General features: G+C 46.1%; 16 protein-coding genes. 2 read left to right on the forward strand and 14 right to left on the reverse strand.

Going from position 1 to position 17428, the window contains the following annotated elements:
• The first annotated feature begins 4 nt into the window (after nt 1-4).
• Complete coding sequence (locus tag DMI82_RS03850) at nt 5-1036, forward strand: 3-deoxy-7-phosphoheptulonate synthase (RefSeq protein WP_015526991.1); 1032 nt, start codon at nt 5-7, stop codon at nt 1034-1036.
• Between the two features lie 140 nt (nt 1037-1176).
• Here DMI82_RS03850 and xerD read toward each other — a convergent pair whose 3' ends face one another.
• From xerD to uraA, 6 genes are all read right to left on the reverse strand, one after another.
• Nucleotides 1177-2061: a site-specific tyrosine recombinase XerD gene (xerD, locus tag DMI82_RS03855; RefSeq protein ID WP_015526990.1), complete on the reverse strand. Its 885-nt coding sequence runs from the start codon at nt 2059-2061 to the stop codon at nt 1177-1179.
• A 179-nt stretch (nt 2062-2240) separates the two neighbouring features.
• Nucleotides 2241-2849: a stage II sporulation protein M gene (locus tag DMI82_RS03860; RefSeq protein WP_092069579.1), complete on the reverse strand. Its 609-nt coding sequence runs from the start codon at nt 2847-2849 to the stop codon at nt 2241-2243.
• Between the two features lie 129 nt (nt 2850-2978).
• On the reverse strand, nt 2979-4538 hold the full coding sequence (rny, locus tag DMI82_RS03865; RefSeq protein ID WP_021650814.1) for a ribonuclease Y: 1560 nt from the start codon (nt 4536-4538) through the stop codon (nt 2979-2981).
• Nucleotides 4539-4831: 293 nt separating this feature from the next.
• Nucleotides 4832-5320, reverse strand: a complete 489-nt coding sequence (locus DMI82_RS03870; RefSeq protein ID WP_110102525.1) for a regulatory protein RecX — start codon at nt 5318-5320, stop codon at nt 4832-4834.
• 3 nt (nt 5321-5323) lie between these two features.
• The gene (gene recA / locus DMI82_RS03875; protein ID WP_110102526.1) at nt 5324-6376 is read right to left on the reverse strand and encodes a recombinase RecA; all 1053 of its coding nucleotides are present in this window, start codon (nt 6374-6376) and stop codon (nt 5324-5326) included.
• 264 nt (nt 6377-6640) lie between these two features.
• Nucleotides 6641-7891, reverse strand: coding sequence for a uracil permease (gene uraA / locus DMI82_RS03880; RefSeq protein WP_110102527.1), 1251 nt, complete (start codon nt 7889-7891; stop codon nt 6641-6643).
• A gap of 188 nt (nt 7892-8079) precedes the next feature.
• On the opposite strand from uraA, the gene pepT reads away from it, so the two are divergent.
• The gene (gene pepT / locus DMI82_RS03885; protein ID WP_021650807.1) at nt 8080-9306 is read left to right on the forward strand and encodes a peptidase T; all 1227 of its coding nucleotides are present in this window, start codon (nt 8080-8082) and stop codon (nt 9304-9306) included.
• Between the two features lie 182 nt (nt 9307-9488).
• Here the strand turns inward: pepT and DMI82_RS03890 are convergent, their stop codons facing one another.
• From DMI82_RS03890 to DMI82_RS03925, 8 genes are all read right to left on the reverse strand, one after another.
• Nucleotides 9489-11114, reverse strand: a complete 1626-nt coding sequence (locus DMI82_RS03890) for a putative polysaccharide biosynthesis protein (RefSeq protein WP_021650806.1) — start codon at nt 11112-11114, stop codon at nt 9489-9491.
• Nucleotides 11115-11129: 15 nt separating this feature from the next.
• On the reverse strand, nt 11130-11804 hold the full coding sequence (ung, locus tag DMI82_RS03895) for a uracil-DNA glycosylase (RefSeq protein ID WP_021650805.1): 675 nt from the start codon (nt 11802-11804) through the stop codon (nt 11130-11132).
• A 21-nt stretch (nt 11805-11825) separates the two neighbouring features.
• The gene (gene hisF / locus DMI82_RS03900; protein ID WP_059085355.1) at nt 11826-12584 is read right to left on the reverse strand and encodes an imidazole glycerol phosphate synthase subunit HisF; all 759 of its coding nucleotides are present in this window, start codon (nt 12582-12584) and stop codon (nt 11826-11828) included.
• 2 nt (nt 12585-12586) lie between these two features.
• Entirely contained in the window at nt 12587-13216 is a 630-nt protein-coding gene (gene hisH, locus DMI82_RS03905; RefSeq protein WP_021650803.1) for an imidazole glycerol phosphate synthase subunit HisH, read from the reverse strand.
• A 146-nt stretch (nt 13217-13362) separates the two neighbouring features.
• On the reverse strand, nt 13363-14880 hold the full coding sequence (locus tag DMI82_RS03910) for a sensor histidine kinase (RefSeq protein WP_022426553.1): 1518 nt from the start codon (nt 14878-14880) through the stop codon (nt 13363-13365).
• Nucleotides 14877-15557: a response regulator transcription factor gene (locus DMI82_RS03915; RefSeq protein ID WP_015526981.1), complete on the reverse strand. Its 681-nt coding sequence runs from the start codon at nt 15555-15557 to the stop codon at nt 14877-14879. The genes DMI82_RS03910 and DMI82_RS03915 overlap by 4 nt, the downstream gene beginning before the upstream one ends.
• 224 nt (nt 15558-15781) lie before the next feature.
• The gene (locus DMI82_RS03920; protein ID WP_193599907.1) at nt 15782-16648 is read right to left on the reverse strand and encodes a phosphatidylserine decarboxylase; all 867 of its coding nucleotides are present in this window, start codon (nt 16646-16648) and stop codon (nt 15782-15784) included.
• On the reverse strand, nt 16645-17328 hold the full coding sequence (locus tag DMI82_RS03925; RefSeq protein ID WP_015526979.1) for a CDP-alcohol phosphatidyltransferase family protein: 684 nt from the start codon (nt 17326-17328) through the stop codon (nt 16645-16647). The genes DMI82_RS03920 and DMI82_RS03925 overlap by 4 nt, the downstream gene beginning before the upstream one ends.
• Between the last annotated feature and the right edge of the window lie 100 nt (nt 17329-17428).

The raw sequence follows: 17428 nt of genomic DNA on the forward strand, positions 1-17428 counted from the left end.
TACTATGAGTTTTGAATTCATAAAAAAACTGCCAACTCCTGAGGAAATCCGCAATCAGTATCCGCTCGATGCTGAACTTCAGGCGCTCAAGGAGAAACGCGATGCTGAGATTCGCGACGTTTTCACCGGAAAATCCGATAAATTCCTCGCTATCATCGGACCATGTTCTGCAGATAACGAAGATGCCGTATGCGATTATCTTTTAAGACTTCGCAAAGTTCAGGAAAAGATCGAGGATAAAGTCCTTATCATCCCGCGTGTTTACACAAACAAACCACGTACGACCGGTGAAGGATACAAGGGAATGGTCCATCAGCCGGATCCTGAGAAAAAACCGAACCTTCTTGCCGGACTGATCGCGATCCGCAAGATGCACATGCGTGCTATCCGCGAAAGTGGCTTCACCTGTGCAGATGAGATGCTTTACCCGGAGAACTACCGTTATCTCTCTGATCTGCTTTCCTACGTTGCTGTAGGCGCACGTTCTGTTGAAGATCAGCAGCACAGACTCACTGTCAGCGGCATGGATGTTCCGGCTGGTATGAAGAACCCTACCAGTGGTGACTACAGCGTTATGCTGAACTCCATTGTTGCAGCACAGGGCGCTCATCGTTTTATTTACAGAAGCTGGGAGGTTGAGACCACCGGCAACCCACTCTCTCACGCAATCCTTCGCGGTGCAGTAAACAAGCATGGGGAAGCGATCCCGAACTACCATTACGAGGATCTTCGTCTTCTCTATGACAAATACCATGCAAAGAACCTTGCCAACCCGGCAGTGATCGTGGATACCAACCACTCCAACTCCAACAAGCATTACGAGCAGCAGGTTCGTATCGCAAGTGAGGTTCTTCACAGCCGTCAGGTAGATCCTGAGCTTCACTCCATGGTAAAAGGTCTCATGATCGAGAGCTATATCGAGCCAGGCAACCAGAAGATCGGTGGAGATCACATCTACGGAAAATCCATCACAGATGCCTGCCTTGGTTGGGATGAGTCTGAGAAGCTGCTTTACACGATTGCTGAAAATTGCTAAGATCTGTCTGATCTGCAGTTCAGGAAACGGATATTTGTGATCCTTTTACACTTTATGTTCAAAAAAAAGAACCGGCATTCTTCCATTTTGGAAGCTGCCGGTTCTTTTTTGAACGCGTTTTTTATATTATTTCTTACAGATCAATGCCTCGGATGTGCTTTCATATATACGTCTCGCATTTTCGCAACGCCAAAATTCAGATAGACCTGTGTGGTGGAAATATCCGAATGTCCAAGCATTTCCTGCACACTCTTCACGTCCGCTCCATTCTGCAGCATATGTGCGGCAAAAGAATGTCTCAGTGTATGCGGCGTGATATCATGCTGGATCCCGGCTTCCTCTGCATATCCCTTGAGAACCTTCCAGAATCCCTGTCTGCTCATGGATTTTCCTGAACAGTTGGTAAAAAGACTCTCCGTCTCATTTTCTTTCACAAATTTTCCACGGGCTTCCTTCAGATATTTCTCCATGGCTGTTTTGCATACATTTCCTATCGGGATCACCCGTTCCTTATCCTCATCGTGACAGACTACATAACCAAGCCGCAGATTGAGATCCTCCAGGTTCAGCCGCAAAAGTTCACTGACGCGCATTCCTGTAGCATACAAAAGCTCCAGCATGGCACTATCCCGGATTCCCTTCGGTGTATTCAGATCCGGCTGTTTCAAAAGGCGGTCTACCTCATCCACAGTAAGGATCTCCGGCATCCGCTTCTCAACCTTGGGCGGCTTCAGTTCCAGAGACGGATCCCTCTCGATCCTGTTCTCCTGATAAAGATACTGAAACAAGGCACGGATAGATGCTACATTTCTGGAGATCGTTGAGGAAGCGAACTGTCCTCTCTCCATATAGCTGAGATAGCCTTCCAGCTCCAGTTCTCCTACATCTCGGATATCATAGATCCCACGATCTGCAAAATACACTGCCATCTTCTTCAGGTCTCTCTGGTAAGATACTTCTGTATTATGTGACGTCCTTTTTCTATTATGTAAATATGTAATAAATTCCCGTATCTCTATGTCCATTTCTCTGCATCCCGTTTCTCTAAAATCATACTCGTTTATGACTGAATTATACTGTGAATTTTACATAAAATCAAACAGTTTTTCATCGTAAAACCGCACAATTTCAACACTTTCCGGCGCAAACCACCAAATATCGCAGATTTTATGGAAACCATTACTAGATATTGTGGAAATTTTCCTCAAAAAAATTTCAGGCCCTTTATAACTTTTTCTACGATCCAGGGATTCAGAAAACTTTCTGCGAGGATTCCTCCTGTATACAGCAGAAAAACTGTGATTCCCTGCCGAAAATAAGCCCCTGTTTTCTGCGGCACAAGTCCATAATTTTTCCAGATCCCATACGATTGTCTGTATACGATACCTGCAAGATAAAAATACGCCGGAATATAGACCAGATACTGCGGCATCAGAAGTCCGGCGCCGGCCACACCGCCATAAATACCAAATTCCAGAACCGATAATGCCAGGATCATTCCTGTCTCCATTCCCAAAAACAGCATATATGCGACCGTCAAAGGCACTCCGAATATTGTAAATCCGCATAAAAACAACAGAAGAAAAAAACCTCCTCTTCGTCGCAGCACTTCCAGGAAATAAGCTCCGCCGGAAATATCTTTTCCTGCAAAGCTGCGGATCAGATAAAAAGAAGCCAGGGTTTTCTGTTTCCACTCCATTTTCCAGATCAGATTTGGCAACACATTTCCCGCAAAAAATCCGGTCATAAAAAGAAGCTCCGCCGGAAAACGTCCGGCATTTTTCCACTTCCGGTTCTCTGTCTTACTCTCCATTTACTCACCCTGTACCAGTTTACGCCTGTTTTTCCGGTAATATGACCGTTTTTCCACATGACAAAAAGGCCGGCCAGCTAAAAAGCTGTCCGGCCTTTGATATTTCCAGAACTTTCTTCCATTGAAAGCTTATTTTGCGTAGTCAACCGCTCTGCTTTCACGGATCACATTAACTTTGATCTGTCCAGGATACTCAAGCTCTGCCTCGATCTGCTTTGCAATATCTCTTGCAAGGAGAACCATATCTGCATCACTTACATGATCCGGCACGACCATAACACGAATTTCTCTTCCTGCCTGAATAGCAAAAGATTTCTCTACACCTTTGAATTCATTGGTGATATCCTCAAGCTGTTTCAGACGATTAGTATAGGTTTCCAGGGTCTCACGTCTTGCTCCAGGTCTTGCTGCGGAAATTGCATCAGCAGCCTGTACAATACACGCGATCAGAGATTCCGGCTCCACATCACCATGATGAGACGCAACCGTGTTGATAACGATCGGGGACTCCTTGTATTTCTTGCAGAGATCCACACCGATCTGAATATGAGAACCTTCTACCTCATGGTCAATGGATTTACCAATGTCATGAAGAAGTCCGGCACGCTTGGCCATACGCACATCCACACCAACTTCTCCTGCAAGAAGTCCGGAAAGCTGTGCAACCTCAATTGAATGTCTCAGAGCATTCTGTCCATAGCTTGAACGGAATTTCATACGTCCAAGAAGCTTCAGAAGTTCCGGATGGATTCCATGTACCCCTACATCCATGGCAGCATTCTCACCGTCTTCCCGGATCTGTGCTTCCACTTCTTTCTGGGCTTTCTCTACCATCTCTTCAATTCTTGCCGGATGGATACGTCCATCCACGATCAGTTTCTCAAGAGCCACTCTGGCGATCTCTCTCCTGATCGGATCAAATGCGGAGAGTACCACTGCCTCCGGTGTATCATCAATGATCAGATCCACACCGGTAAGTGTCTCAAGTGTACGGATGTTACGGCCTTCACGACCGATGATCCTTCCCTTCATTTCATCACTTGGAAGCTGTACCACAGAAATCGTTGTCTCGGAAACATGATCCACTGCACATTTCTGAATGGCATTGACTACATATTCCCTGGCTTTCTTATTGGCATCTTCCTTGGCTCTGTTCTCAAGCTCTTTATAGAGTCTTGCAACATCCACCTTTACGTCATCTTCTACAGATTTCAGTAATTCTTCTTTTGCCTGTTCGGAGGTAAGACCTGAAACTCGTTCCAGTTCCTGTACTCCTTTTTCCTCAAGTTCATTTACTCGTTTTTCTTTTTCTTGTAACTCGTTAAATTTCGCTGTACATTCCAGCTCACGCTTCTCCACTGCATTAGCTTTTTTGTCAACAGATTCCTCTTTTGACAAAACTCGCTTCTCGTATCTCTGCAGCTCGTTTCTCCGTTCCTTGGTTTCCCTTTCCAGTTCATTTTTAGTTCGCAGAGATTCTTCCTTTACTTCAAGTAAAGTTTCACGTTTCTTGGTCTCTGCTGCTTTCAATGCTTCATCAAGAATATTCCTTGCCTTATCCTCTGCTGTACCTATGATTTCCGCATCCTTGCGTACTTTCTTGTCAACAGCAACCTTGCAAGTAACAGGAACTGCAATAAGTAGCGTGACTACCACAGCGACAATAACACCGATAATTGTGCCTGCCACAGGAGCACCTCCTTATTTAGTTTTCATTGTACAAATACAACAATACAAGTTTAGCTGTTTTTCACATTTATGTCAAGTTTTTCTCATGAAAAAGCAGATTTTGGTTAGCATATATAAACTGGCTCTTTTTCTCCGCAGAGTTATTGTTACTGTTCACTCCGTTCTCAGTAACACGCTTCGCGATGCACAGAATTTATGCTGATCGCATAAATTCGCGCGGTATGTCTCGGGTTTTCTGTGACCTTCGCTCACAAAAAACACCTCGCGGGACATTACCAGTGAACAGTAACGAGTTATTCCATATCACGGTTCACCCGGATGTTCATTTCTTCCATGGTATGGGAAATATCCTCATACCGGAATGCTCGTCTGGCCAGATATCCATACAGCCTTCGCATCTGTCCTTCATCAAGCTCTGTGTCCGGCGCATATTTCTTTTCGATCGTCCTGCGTAATACCTCCCGCTCGTCCGGTTCCATAAGCTCTTCCATCTCATTCCAGGCATCCAGGGCAATCTGACGGTCCACACCCTTTAACTGAAGTTCCGAGAGGATCTTCTGACGGCTCCTGGTTTCCATGCGGAAGGAGATATAGGTTCTGGCATAACGGGCATCGTTGATATACCCATAGGACTTCACATAAGCAATGGCATCTTCTACTGCCTCCGGTGAAAATTCAGCCTGACGGAGTTTATCCGTCAGGCCTTTCTCTGTGCGGTCCATATGTTCCAGAAGCCGCATGGCTTTCTTTCTTGCACGGTTTCGTTCTTCCAGATCCAGCATGGATTACTCTTCCTTCTCTGTATCTTCTGCCTGTACTGCTGCTTCTGCTGTCTCATCTGCCGGATCCAGATGATAATGTACACGAACCTTCTTCTCGATCTCATCGCGGATCTCCGGATGCTCTCTCAGGAATAATTTGGCATTCTCACGTCCCTGTCCGATCTTATCCCCTTCATATGCATACCAGGCTCCGCTCTTGTTTACGATGGAGCATTCTGCAGCCAGATCCAGGATATCTCCCTCTCTGGAAATACCGGTTCCGAACATGATATCAAACTCTGCCTGCTTAAATGGCGGAGCCACCTTGTTCTTAACTACTTTCACACGGGTGTGGTTTCCAACCATCTCACCACCCTGCTTCAATGTTTCCACACGGCGTACATCCATACGGACAGATGCATAGAATTTCAGCGCACGTCCACCGGTTGTAGTTTCCGGATTGCCAAACATCACTCCAACCTTTTCACGAAGCTGGTTGATAAAGATCACCACGCAGTTGGACTTGCTGATAACAGCTGTCAGTTTACGGAGTGCCTGTGACATCAGACGGGCCTGCAGACCTACATGGCTGTCTCCCATATCTCCTTCGATCTCAGCCTTGGGGACCAGGGCTGCAACAGAGTCCACGATCACGATATCCACAGCACCGGAACGTACCATAGTCTCTGTGATCTCCAGCGCCTGCTCTCCGTTATCCGGCTGTGAAATATAAAGGTTGTCGATATCAACACCTATACTCTTGGCATAAACAGGATCAAGAGCATGCTCCGCATCGATAAATCCTGCAATTCCGCCTCTCTTCTGCACTTCAGCGACCATATGTAAGGCTACCGTTGTCTTACCACTGGACTCCGGTCCGTAGATCTCCACGATACGTCCCTTGGGAACACCACCTACACCAAGGGCGATATCCAGGCTTAAGCATCCTGTGGGAACTGCCTCCACCTGCATATGGGAACCGGAATCTCCAAGCTTCATGACAGAGCCTTTACCGAACTGTTTCTCAATATTTCCAAGAGCCGCTTCCAGCGCCTTCTGCTTCTCTTCACTGATCATTATGTAATCTCCTATTCTTTATTCTCTTTCTAATCAGGTTTCCTTTAATTCGAACCTTTGTTCGTGTTTTCTGTATTACATAGTATTATAAAACGGAATGATTGTCAATAAGATACTTGAAAATCCCTCTGTTTTTTTGTTGACAGGATCTCTGAAAATCCGACAAAAGGCTTCCAATACATGATTTCTTTTTTCTCTCTGAATGCAAAAAAGCAGATAAAAAGATTTCCCTCTTCATCTGCTTTTTATGCAATATATTTTCTGTCACTGATCGTTTGTCAGCTTCAGTTTGTCCAGAATATAGAATACAAGGCTTAATGCCATGGCAACCACACATGCCAGCACCATACCGGTAAGCTCAACATTTCCAAGCTTCAGGGCAATTCCGGAAAGACCTACAACAAAGACAACGCTTGTCAGCGTCAGATTTCTGGACTTGCTGTAATCCACGTGATTGTCAACCAGCATACGAAGGCCGGAGGTTCCGATCATTCCGTAAAGAAGGAAGGAAATCCCGCCGATCACCGGACCGGGAATGGTACTGATCAGGGCTGCCAGTTTACCAAGGAAGGAACAGCAGATAGAAAGCACTGCCGCACCACCGATCACCTGTACACTGTAAACCTTTGTCACTGCCATGACACCGATGTTCTCACCGTAAGTAGTTGTCGGCACAGAACCAAGGCATCCGGAAACTGTGGTAGAGAAGAAATCTGCAAACAGGGATCTGTGGAGACCCGGATCTTTCAGAAGATTTCTTCCAACGATCTTTCCGGTTACGATCTGATGGCCGATATGCTCGGAGGTTACCAGAAGCAATGCCGGAAAGATCGTCATAATGGCCTCAAAATTAAATTTCGGAGATGTAAAGTTGGGAAGAGCCAAAAATGCCGCTTCCCTTACCTGTGTAAAATCCAGAAGCCCGCATACACCTGCTGCCACATATCCCGCAATGATCGCGATCAGGATCGGAATAACAGAAAGGAAGCCCCGGAACAGGATCTGCCCGAATACCGCAACTCCAAGTGTGACCAGAAATACGATCACATTCTTCGGATCTACCTTCTCGTCCAGAAGTCCTGCCGTACTTGCTGCATTTCCCGCAAGTTCCAGACCGATCAGTGCCACTACCGGTCCCATTGCCGCTGTGGGAAGCACGATATCGATCCAGTCTGTTCCGCACTGGCGGACGATCAATGCCACGCACATACCAGCAATACCCAGAACAACGAAACCACCAAGGGCATACTCATATCCATACTTGCTGATCACCAGAAGAGCCGGTGAAAGGAAGGCAAAACTGGAGCCCAAATAAGCCGGTGCCTTTCCTTTTGTGATGAAAATAAAAAGGAGTGTTCCCACACCATTCATCAGAAGCACAATAGCCGGACTGATACCAAAAAGGAATGGCACCAGTACGGATGCTCCGAACATGGCGAACATGTGCTGGATACTTAACGGTATCAGCATCTTTGCAGGTACTTTTTCTTCGACCTGTATGATTCTTTTTTCCACTCTCAAATCCTCCTGTTTTTTATTATCCCACAGATTATAGCACAGGTTTTCATATCGTGGGAAATTTTTTCTGAAAATATACGGATACTGTGTGGTATACTGTTATTATCTCCGGAAAAACAGGCGGATTCCATAAATACAGCTGCCGTCTGTTCCGGAAGGAATTTTTCAGAAAGGAATATTCTTCTATGAAAGCATACCAACGACTTCTATCCTATGTAAAAATATCCACACCCAGCAATGAAGAAAGCTCTTCTTCCCCCTCTTCCCAGTGCCAGTTTGACCTGGCCCGGCTTCTTGTGGAGGAACTGAAAGGCCTTGGGATCTCTGATGTGTCTCTGGATGAACACTGTTACGTTTATGCACATCTTCCTGCTACAGAAGGTCTGGAGCACTGCAAAGCACTGGGCTTTATCGCTCATATGGATACGGTTTCCGATTTCTGCGACCATGCAGTCACACCGATGATCACAGAAGATTACGATGGAAAAGAGCTCCCTCTCGGCACAAGCGGCAGAACTCTTTCCCCGGAAATGTTCCCCCATCTTGCTTCACTTGCCGGACGTACCCTGATCACCTCAGACGGAACCACGATCCTGGGCGCAGACGACAAGGCCGGCATTGCAGAGATCCTCACTGCGCTGGAGCATATCCTTACGGAAAAAATACCTCACGGACCTCTCTGCGTTGCTTTTACTCCGGATGAAGAGATCGGCATGGGACCGGCCCACTTTGATGTAAAAAAATTCGGTGCGGATTATGCATATACCCTGGACGGTGATACGGAAGGCGAGATCCAGTACGAAAACTTTAACGCCTGCAGTGCAAAAGTAACCTTCCAGGGTGTTAATGTACATCCCGGTTCTTCCAAAAATACTATGATCAACGCAGCCCTCATTGCCATGGAATTTAACTCCATGCTTCCGGCAGCGGACACTCCCAGGAATACAGAAGACTACGAAGGATTTTTCCATCTGTGTTCCATGAAAGGAGATGTTTCCCAGGCTGAGCTTCAGTATATTGTCCGGGATCACGATGCCGCTTCTTTTGAGATCCGTCAGAAAACGCTCACCCATATCACGGAGATCCTCAATGAAAAATGGGGGGAAGGTACCGTAACTCTTACCATCACCCAGCAGTACCGCAATATGAAAGAGATCATCGATACCTGCCCATGGCTGATATCTCTGGCAGAGGAAGCCTGCCACAGCTGCGGTGTCACACCGCTGATCCTGCCTATCCGCGGCGGCACAGACGGTGCACAGTTAAGCTTTATGGGACTGCCCTGCCCGAATCTCGGAACCGGCGGACATGCCTATCACGGGCCTTATGAGCATATTACAGCAGAAGGAATGGATGCCGCTGTGAACGTTACTCTGGAGATCATAAGACTGTTTTCACAGAAAAAAGTCTAAAAGGAATCCATTCTTCAAAAGCCTGCATTTCCAGAGACCTGATACAATAAAAAATACTCACAGATCCTCCGGCTGGAAATCTGCCGGAACAAATCTGTGAGTATTTTTTCCTGTGCTAGCTGTGTTCACTTTGAGTTCTGCACCGAATAACTGTATTGCCGTTTACTGATCGGACTTACAGATCAGATGATCTTCATCATTCTCGCCAGCTTCTTCATATATCTTCCACCAGGCATCATACCCAGCTCTTCTTCACCGGGCTTGCTTACAAACAGATATACAATAAAGTATACAACTGCTGCCAGGATCACGGAAATACCTAGGCAGATCACATTGGAATGAATCAGTGCATACAGACCGTAATACACCACTCCCGCAACAACCCCCATCGGGATAGATGCAAGGAACGGGCTTAAATAAGCACTTCTCCATGGATTCTTATAGCCCATATATTTCTTGATGGAACGGTCGTTGAGAAGACACATCACAACTGCATAAACGATCTGGGCGATGACAATGGTATAAACGCCAAGATTGGTAAATACCAGAAGCAGGGCCATGGCTATCACATCTGCCACCAGTGCAATGGCTGCATGGATCATCGGGAGCTTCGGCTTGCCGATTCCCTGAAGTACACCGTTGGTGATATTGGAGTTGCCATTCAGGATAATGGTGATTCCTCCCAGGATCAGAAGCTGTCCGCCTACGCCATTGGTTCCCGGGAAGATCAGTCTCGTGATCGGTCCGGAAAGAACTGCAAGACCTACTGCCGCCGGAATGGAGATCAGCATACTGATCCATGTGGCACGGTCTGTCTTCATATTTGCACCTTCAATATCGTGCATTGCATAATGCGCGGAAACCTCAGGGATCATAGATGTCGGTGCTGTACTTGCCAGGGTAAGCGGGATATTGATCAGTGTCATATAATATCCGTACTCGGAATACAAGGTCTGGATCACGTCCTTGGCAGCACCCTTGATATCCATGATACCGGAATACATATAGCTGTTGATATATCCGTTTACATTATAAATAAAAGCACTAAGAATGATCGGCATGATGATGAGCACGATATTACTCATTACATGACCCATACTCTCATTTACAGAATGGCGGTCATTGACGATCCTTTTCCGGATGATCTTACGGTTTACCCCATAAACGATCAGCATAAAGATCAGCGCGGAAGCCACACCTGCTCCGGTACCCATGGTAGCACCTGCCGCACCCCAGCGATGGACCAGATCCATATCTCCTGTTGCGGAAAAATGCTGGATAAATACATGTGACATCAGAAGCGCAAAGGTTGCCACAAAGATCTGCTCAATGATCTGCGAGATCGATGTAGGCATCATATTGCGGTATGCCTGGAAATATCCACGGAATACACCGCAGAGACCGGACATGAAAATTGTGGGCGCAAGCATCTGCAGTGCCAGACGGGCGTTAGCCATACTGTCCGGAACCAGGATCCCTGCACCAAATACACAGATCAGCGCCACGATACCGCCGGCAACTGCCGCATAGATCAGTGCACCGTAAAATACCTTCTGTGCATCCTTATATCTGTGAAAAGCGATCTTCTCCGCCATGATCTTGGATACAGCCTGAGGAATACTGAAGGACGCGATCATCAGCAGGATAAAATATACATTCTGTGCAAACTGGAAAAGTGCAAAGCTCTGACTTCCCAGTGTAGTTGAAAGCGGACTCTTGTACAGCATTCCGATGATCTTGGAGATCAGCGCCGCAACCATAAGAAAAGATGCGTTTTTCACAAGTGTGTTATCATTTTTTTTACCCATTTTACTTTCCTTAACTTAAATATTCTCAATCTGCCAGTCAACAGGTTCTACCCCATTGGCTTTCAAAAATTCATTAGCCTTGCTGAAATGCTTGCATCCGAAAAATCCCCGGTAGGCAGAAAGGGGACTTGGATGTGGTGCTTCCAGGATCAGATGCTTCGGATTATGAAGCATGGATGCCTTCATCTGAGCAGGCCGCCCCCAGAGAAGAAACACGATCGGGCGATCCTCCTGGTCCAGGATCCGGATGGCCGCATCAGTAAACTGTTCCCAGCCGATCCCTCTGTGGGAATTGGCCTGATGTGCACGTACAGTCAGCACTGTGTTCAAAAGAAGCACGCCCTGCTTTGCCCATTTTTCCAGATTACCGTTGTTTGGGATATAACATCCCATATCATCCTCAAGTTCCTTATAAATATTCACCAGAGATGGCGGTGTTTCCACACCTTTTTTTACGGAAAAGCAAAGCCCATGAGCCTGTCCGTCATTGTGATAGGGGTCCTGTCCCAGGATCACAACCTTTACCTGATGCAGAGGCGTAAAATGAAACGCATTGAACATATCTTCCGGCGGCGGAAAAATCTTTCTTGTTCTGTATTCTGTCATCACGGTTTTATAAAGTTTGGCATAGTAGGGCTGATGAAACTCACCTTTCAGTGCCTCCTGCCAGTCTCCTGCTATAGGAGCCATATCTATCACCTCTCATCTAACTTATCTTCTCACGGAAATTCCTTTTTCCGCAAGGTAATCCTTCACTTCCCGGATCTCCAGCTCTTTATAGTGGAACAGAGATGCTGCCAGTGCCGCATCTGCTCCGCCTTCTGTCAGTGCATCATAAAAATGCTCCAGGGTTCCGGCACCACCGGAGGCGATCACCGGGATGGAAACCGCATCTGCAACGGCTCTTGTAAGTTCAATATCATACCCGGCCTTGGTTCCGTCACAGTCCATGCTGGTAAGAAGGATCTCACCTGCGCCAAGTTCTTCCACCTTCTTTGCCCATTCAAGAGCATCAATACCGGTATCCAGTCTTCCGCCATGTTTGTAGATATTCCAGCCGCCATCCTGTCTTCTCTTGGCATCAATGGCAACTACTACACACTGGCTTCCGAATTTCTGTGCGGCCTCATGGATCAGCTCCGGACGGTCGATAGCTGCGGAATTTACAGAAATCTTATCTGCACCTTCACGGAGAAGCTTCCGGAAATCATCTACGGTACGGATTCCTCCGCCTACGGTAAACGGGATAAATACGTTGGCTGCAACAGCTCTTACCATATCCACCACGGTATCACGCTCCTCGCAGGAGGCAGTGATATCAAGAAAAACAAGCTCGTCCGCACCGGCTGCATCGTAAGCTTTGGCAATTTCCACCGGATCTCCGGCATCCTTAAGATCAACAAAATTCACGCCTTTTACTACACGTCCTTTATTTACATCCAGACATGGAATGATTCTTTTTGTAAACATGATTATGCCTCCTTTCCGGTGCCTGACTCAAGTGCCGCAAAATTCTCAAGGATCTTCAAGCCCCACCGGCTGCTTTTTTCCGGATGGAACTGACACGCAAATACATTTCCCTTCTCCACAGACGCATGGATGCATGTGCTGTACTGAGTGGTCGCTTTCACGATCTCTTCCTCCTCTGCCTGAAGATAATAGGAATGTACAAAGTAAACGTATGTGTTTTCCGGAATACCCTTAAATAATCTTCCGCTGTTCTGAATATGCAGGGAATTCCAGCCCATATGCGGAATCTTCAGTCCCGGACTTGGCGGGATGCGCAGGATTTTCCCCTTCAGGATCCCAAGACCTTCCACTCCCGGTGTCTCATCACTGCTCTCAAAAAGCAGCTGCAGTCCCAGGCATATCCCAAGAAAGGGCGTTCCCTTTTCCACGATCTCATGTATTACCGGAACAAGTCCGTATTTTTTGAGATTTTCCATAGCATCACCAAAGCTTCCAACCCCCGGAAGGATTACTTTATCTGCTTTCAGAAGCACCTGGGGATCTCTTGAGACGACAGTCTCCTGTCCCAGATACTGAAGTGCTTTTTCCACACTTTTGATGTTTCCTGCATCATAGTCAATGATTCCTATCATAATAATGCTTCCTCCTGCTCTTTTGTATCTCGATATTCCTCTCTCACCTTCGATTTACATTGCTTTAGTATAACGCAAAAACAGGCGGTTGCAAAGACTTTTCTCTGCTGCCGCCCATTTTTTCACATTATCACGGTAAAGTTTTATTATTTCCGGTCCAGTGTAAACCAGAATTCCACGCCATTATCAAAGTTCTGCACGCCATATTCCTGGTTCATGCTTTCCATAATGGCCTTTACAATGGATAAACCGATACCGCTTCCGCCGTATTCCCTGGTTCTCGCTTTATCAACTTTATAAAATTTATTCCAGAGATTCGGTACATCTGCCTCAGGGATCGGAGTCCCTGTGTTAAACACACTGATCTTCACACGGTTACCCTCATCCTGCAGCTTGATCTCGATTTCTTTCTCTCCCTCCAGATGGTTCAGGGCATTGCTTACATAGTTTGTCACAACCTCTTCGATCTTAAACTCATCGGCCCATACATAAACCGGCTTCTCCGCCTCAAAGATCACTTTTGCATTCTTCTGCCCGATCATGATATTCATGGTCTGAAGCACGCCGCGGATCAGGGATACGATATCAAACCGCTCCATTACAACTGCATCTTTGCCGGATTCCAGCTGATTCAGTGTGAGAAGATTTTTTACCAGTTTATTCATCTTGGAGGCTTCATCCATAATGACATCGCAATAGAACTCTCTGCTCTCAGGATCATCAGAAATATTTTCTTTTAAGCCTTCTGCATAGCCCTGGATCAGGGCAATGGGAGTTTTCAGTTCATGGGACACGTTATCCAGAAATTCCTTTCGCATCTTGTCGATCTTGATCTTGTCCTCAATGTCACGCTGCAGTTCATTATTTGCAGATTTCAGTTCACTGATGGTAGTCTCCAGCTGTGAGGACATCCGGTTGAAATTATCTCCCAGAACATCGATCTCATTGCCGACCTTGCTCTCGTATTTTGCCTCAAAATCCAGATCTGACATTTTTCTGGAAAGTTCCGTAAGCTCACTGATGGGACGGGTGATCCTCCTGGTCACGACCATAATGACCAGACCACTTAAGATTATGATCATCAGACCTACCGCAAAGTAAAACTTATTGGAAATATCTGCGCTCTCCCGGATGCTCTCAAGGGGTGTCCTTATGATAAAATAATGTTCCTCATCCAGCTGTCCCCAACATTCCACATAATCCATTCCCGCAAAACGGTCATGCGACTGCTGGATGGTATAATTGTCACCCTGCTTCAAGGTCCGGCTCTTATCTCCGTCCTCATCCAGATCATAGACATATCCGAACAGCTTGCTCTGAAGCATTTTTTCATTTTCGCCCCAGGAAAGCCAGCTGGTATTGCTGCTGTCAATGATAACCCAGGAAAGATTGTTTCTGGAGCAGGCTCTCTGGATCTCATCGGGAATACTCTCCATACCTTTCGAGCTATTGCTGTTCATCATCTTGTCAATATCTGTATTTTCCAGAGTTGTTCGGAGATTCAGAAGTACATCGATCTTTTTTGTCACATAATATTTTTCAAGAAAGGCTCCGTTGATCACGGTAATAGTCAGAATGGATAAAAACAGCAGACCGATAAAGTATGCTGTGATCTGATGGCGGAGACTGTGGATCTTTTTTATTTTTTCCTTCGGTTTTTTCATTCTCCTACCTCAAACTTATAGCCCATCCCCCAGACTGTCTTGATATACTCGCCCTTATCGCCCATTTTACTTCTCAGTTTTTTGACATGAGTATCAATGGTTCTGGCATCTCCGAAATAATCATAATTCCACACAGAATTCAGGATCTTTTCTCTGGAAAGAGCGATTCCCTCATTCTCCAGGAAATAAGTCAGAAGCTCAAATTCCTTGAAGCTCAGATCCATCGGTTTATCATCTACCGTTGCCTGATGCGCTGCCTTGTCAATGACAATCCCACCTGCTGAAAGTATCTCATCCGGGTTGCTCTGTCCCGTTCTTCGAAGAATGGCTTCTACACGTGCTACAAGGATCTTGGGGCTGAAGGGTTTGGAGATATATTCGTCCACCCCGAGTTCAAATCCCAGAAGCTCATCACGCTCATCTCCTCTTGCTGTCAGCATAATGATGGGAACCTTGGAATTTTTGCGGATCTCACGACATACTTCCCAGCCATCCATCTTCGGCATCATCACATCCAGGATCAGAAGCGCAATGTCCTTTTCTTTATAAAAAATATCCATGGCCTCCTCACCGTCACCGGCTTCCAGTACCTGGAAATTCTTTTTGGTGAGAAAATCCTTTACCAGTTTTCTCATTCTGCTCTCGTCATCTACTACAAGAATTTTTAATGCATCCATTCTATCTTCCTCCGTTTCTCAGTCGCTGTTCCGGACAGCTGCTGACAGCCCGAAATGCTCTGTATCATCCCTCTTTACAAAAAGCTGAGCTTTTACTTCCGGTTCATTCTAAAGCGGATATTTCCATTCCGCTTTGCTACTGCTCATAATATATCACAGGTTTGTGTTGTGTGTGTGAACGTAATTTCATTTTTTTAATTTTATCCGCAAAAAAGGAGAACCCTCTAAAAGGATTCTCCGATCTTTTCTCCCATGAATACTCTTGTTTCAATTCCTTCACGGGAATTGTTTAAAATATCTTCATCCGGCTTTACCGCATTTTTTTCGGTGATCAGCACAATGGTGGAGCCGCCGAAAGCAAAATTTCCTTTTTCGTCTCCCCGTTTCACAAATGCTTTCCCTGGCCGGTTTTCGATCCTTCCGACAAGAAGAGCACCTACCTCCATCATCAGCACGGTACGGAAATTCTCTGTTTTCAAAAGAGAATACTCTCTGCTGTTTTCCTTGTAGATCGGATAGGCATCGTTGGCCACGGGGTTGACTGTATGCAGGATCCCCGGGATCCTGATGCGTCCGGACTCCGCCGCATTGTCCGGATAAATATATCTGTGATAATCCTGAACGCAGAGACGAAGCACCCACACATAGCCACCCTGATATCTTTTTCCAAGAGAAGGATTCCTGAGAAGCTCCTCTATGGTATATTCGGTCTGTTTGATATGAAGACGGGCTTTTTCATCTACCGGATACACACTCACCCTGCAGTCACAGGGACTGATAAAATGTCCCGGTTCCATATCAATATGGCGGGCACCCTCCCGGATCTTCCGCTTGAAAAAATCATTGTAAGAGATGTATTTACGCTTTTCATAATCACTCATATCCAGATGATTGAACCGTATAAAGGGTTTCACCGCTGCTGCCGAAAGCCTGGAATCCAGAAGCTTTCCCATGGCAATGGAAACAACAGGAGTGACCAGTGGACGTATCAGCATGCGTCCGGCTACAGAACCGTAGATTTTTTCCAGAAGGTTGTTCTGAAAGGAATCCTCCTCTGTAATATGCCCCATTCTGTCCGCTGTCCGGATCATAGATTACCACCTCTCTCCATGGAAAGCTTATAGAGATAATTGAACTTCCACCATCCTTCGTTGTAGAAAAGTACAAGAAGGACTGCCACAGAAACTACCGCAACAATGATCACCAGCTCCCTGTTGGTGGGCTTACGGAATTTAAAATCCAGGATAAACAGAAGTCCTACCGTCAGCATTGCAATATGAAGGAGCACCACAAACCATTTATACTCCGGAAAAAGCAGGGATACCACAAACAGAAGCGGCAGGACCACAGACATGGATGTGATGGGAAGTCCCTGATAATATTTTCGGTTTTCGGAGGTTTCATTCTGACGTTTTTCCTCCATAACATTGAAGTATGCCAGACGGATCAGGCCTGCCAGACCGTAAAATAAAAGAATAGCTATTCCGTAAATATGACACATTCCAAGCTTAAATCCCAGCACAATGGGAAGGATCCCGAAACAGACGATATCTGCAAGGGAATCGATCTGGATCCCGAAGCATTTCTCTTCCTCCGTTCTGTTCTTCTTAGTTCTTGCGATCTTTCCGTCAAACATATCGCACAGTCCGGAAAATGCAAGACAGCACACCGCTGCTGAAATATGGTCCGTCACAGCGCAGAAGATTCCGATCATGGAAGAAACTACGCTTATGTAAGTCATTATTACCGTGTAATCATAAAATCCTATCATTTGCACACCTCTTTTTTCTTTTTCATGTCAGGCTATATTCACAGTCCCACAGGAGACTTACCTGATCTGGGTCAAGCAGATCTCCGCGATCTGCATTCGA

It is taken from the genome of Blautia sp. BCRC 81119, from assembly GCF_003184505.1.
GTDB classification, from domain to species: Bacteria; Bacillota; Clostridia; order Lachnospirales; family Lachnospiraceae; genus Blautia_A; species Blautia_A fusiformis.

Coding starts and splice junctions, on each gene's coding strand:
- DMI82_RS03850 (WP_015526991.1), top strand. CDS start 5: ATGAGTTTTGAATTCATAAAAAAACTGCCAACTCCTGAGGAAATCCGC.
- xerD (WP_015526990.1), bottom strand. CDS start 2,061: ATGGACATAGAGATACGGGAATTTATTACATATTTACATAATAGAAAA.
- DMI82_RS03860 (WP_092069579.1), bottom strand. CDS start 2,849: ATGGAGAGTAAGACAGAGAACCGGAAGTGGAAAAATGCCGGACGTTTT.
- DMI82_RS03870 (WP_110102525.1), bottom strand. CDS start 5,320: ATGCTGGATCTGGAAGAACGAAACCGTGCAAGAAAGAAAGCCATGCGG.
- recA (WP_110102526.1), bottom strand. CDS start 6,376: ATGATCAGTGAAGAGAAGCAGAAGGCGCTGGAAGCGGCTCTTGGAAAT.
- pepT (WP_021650807.1), top strand. CDS start 8,080: ATGAAAGCATACCAACGACTTCTATCCTATGTAAAAATATCCACACCC.
- DMI82_RS03890 (WP_021650806.1), bottom strand. CDS start 11,114: ATGGGTAAAAAAAATGATAACACACTTGTGAAAAACGCATCTTTTCTT.
- ung (WP_021650805.1), bottom strand. CDS start 11,804: ATGGCTCCTATAGCAGGAGACTGGCAGGAGGCACTGAAAGGTGAGTTT.
- hisF (WP_059085355.1), bottom strand. CDS start 12,584: ATGTTTACAAAAAGAATCATTCCATGTCTGGATGTAAATAAAGGACGT.
- hisH (WP_021650803.1), bottom strand. CDS start 13,216: ATGATAGGAATCATTGACTATGATGCAGGAAACATCAAAAGTGTGGAA.
- DMI82_RS03910 (WP_022426553.1), bottom strand. CDS start 14,880: ATGAAAAAACCGAAGGAAAAAATAAAAAAGATCCACAGTCTCCGCCAT.
- DMI82_RS03915 (WP_015526981.1), bottom strand. CDS start 15,557: ATGGATGCATTAAAAATTCTTGTAGTAGATGACGAGAGCAGAATGAGA.
- DMI82_RS03920 (WP_193599907.1), bottom strand. CDS start 16,648: ATGATCCGGACAGCGGACAGAATGGGGCATATTACAGAGGAGGATTCC.
- DMI82_RS03925 (WP_015526979.1), bottom strand. CDS start 17,328: ATGATAGGATTTTATGATTACACGGTAATAATGACTTACATAAGCGTA.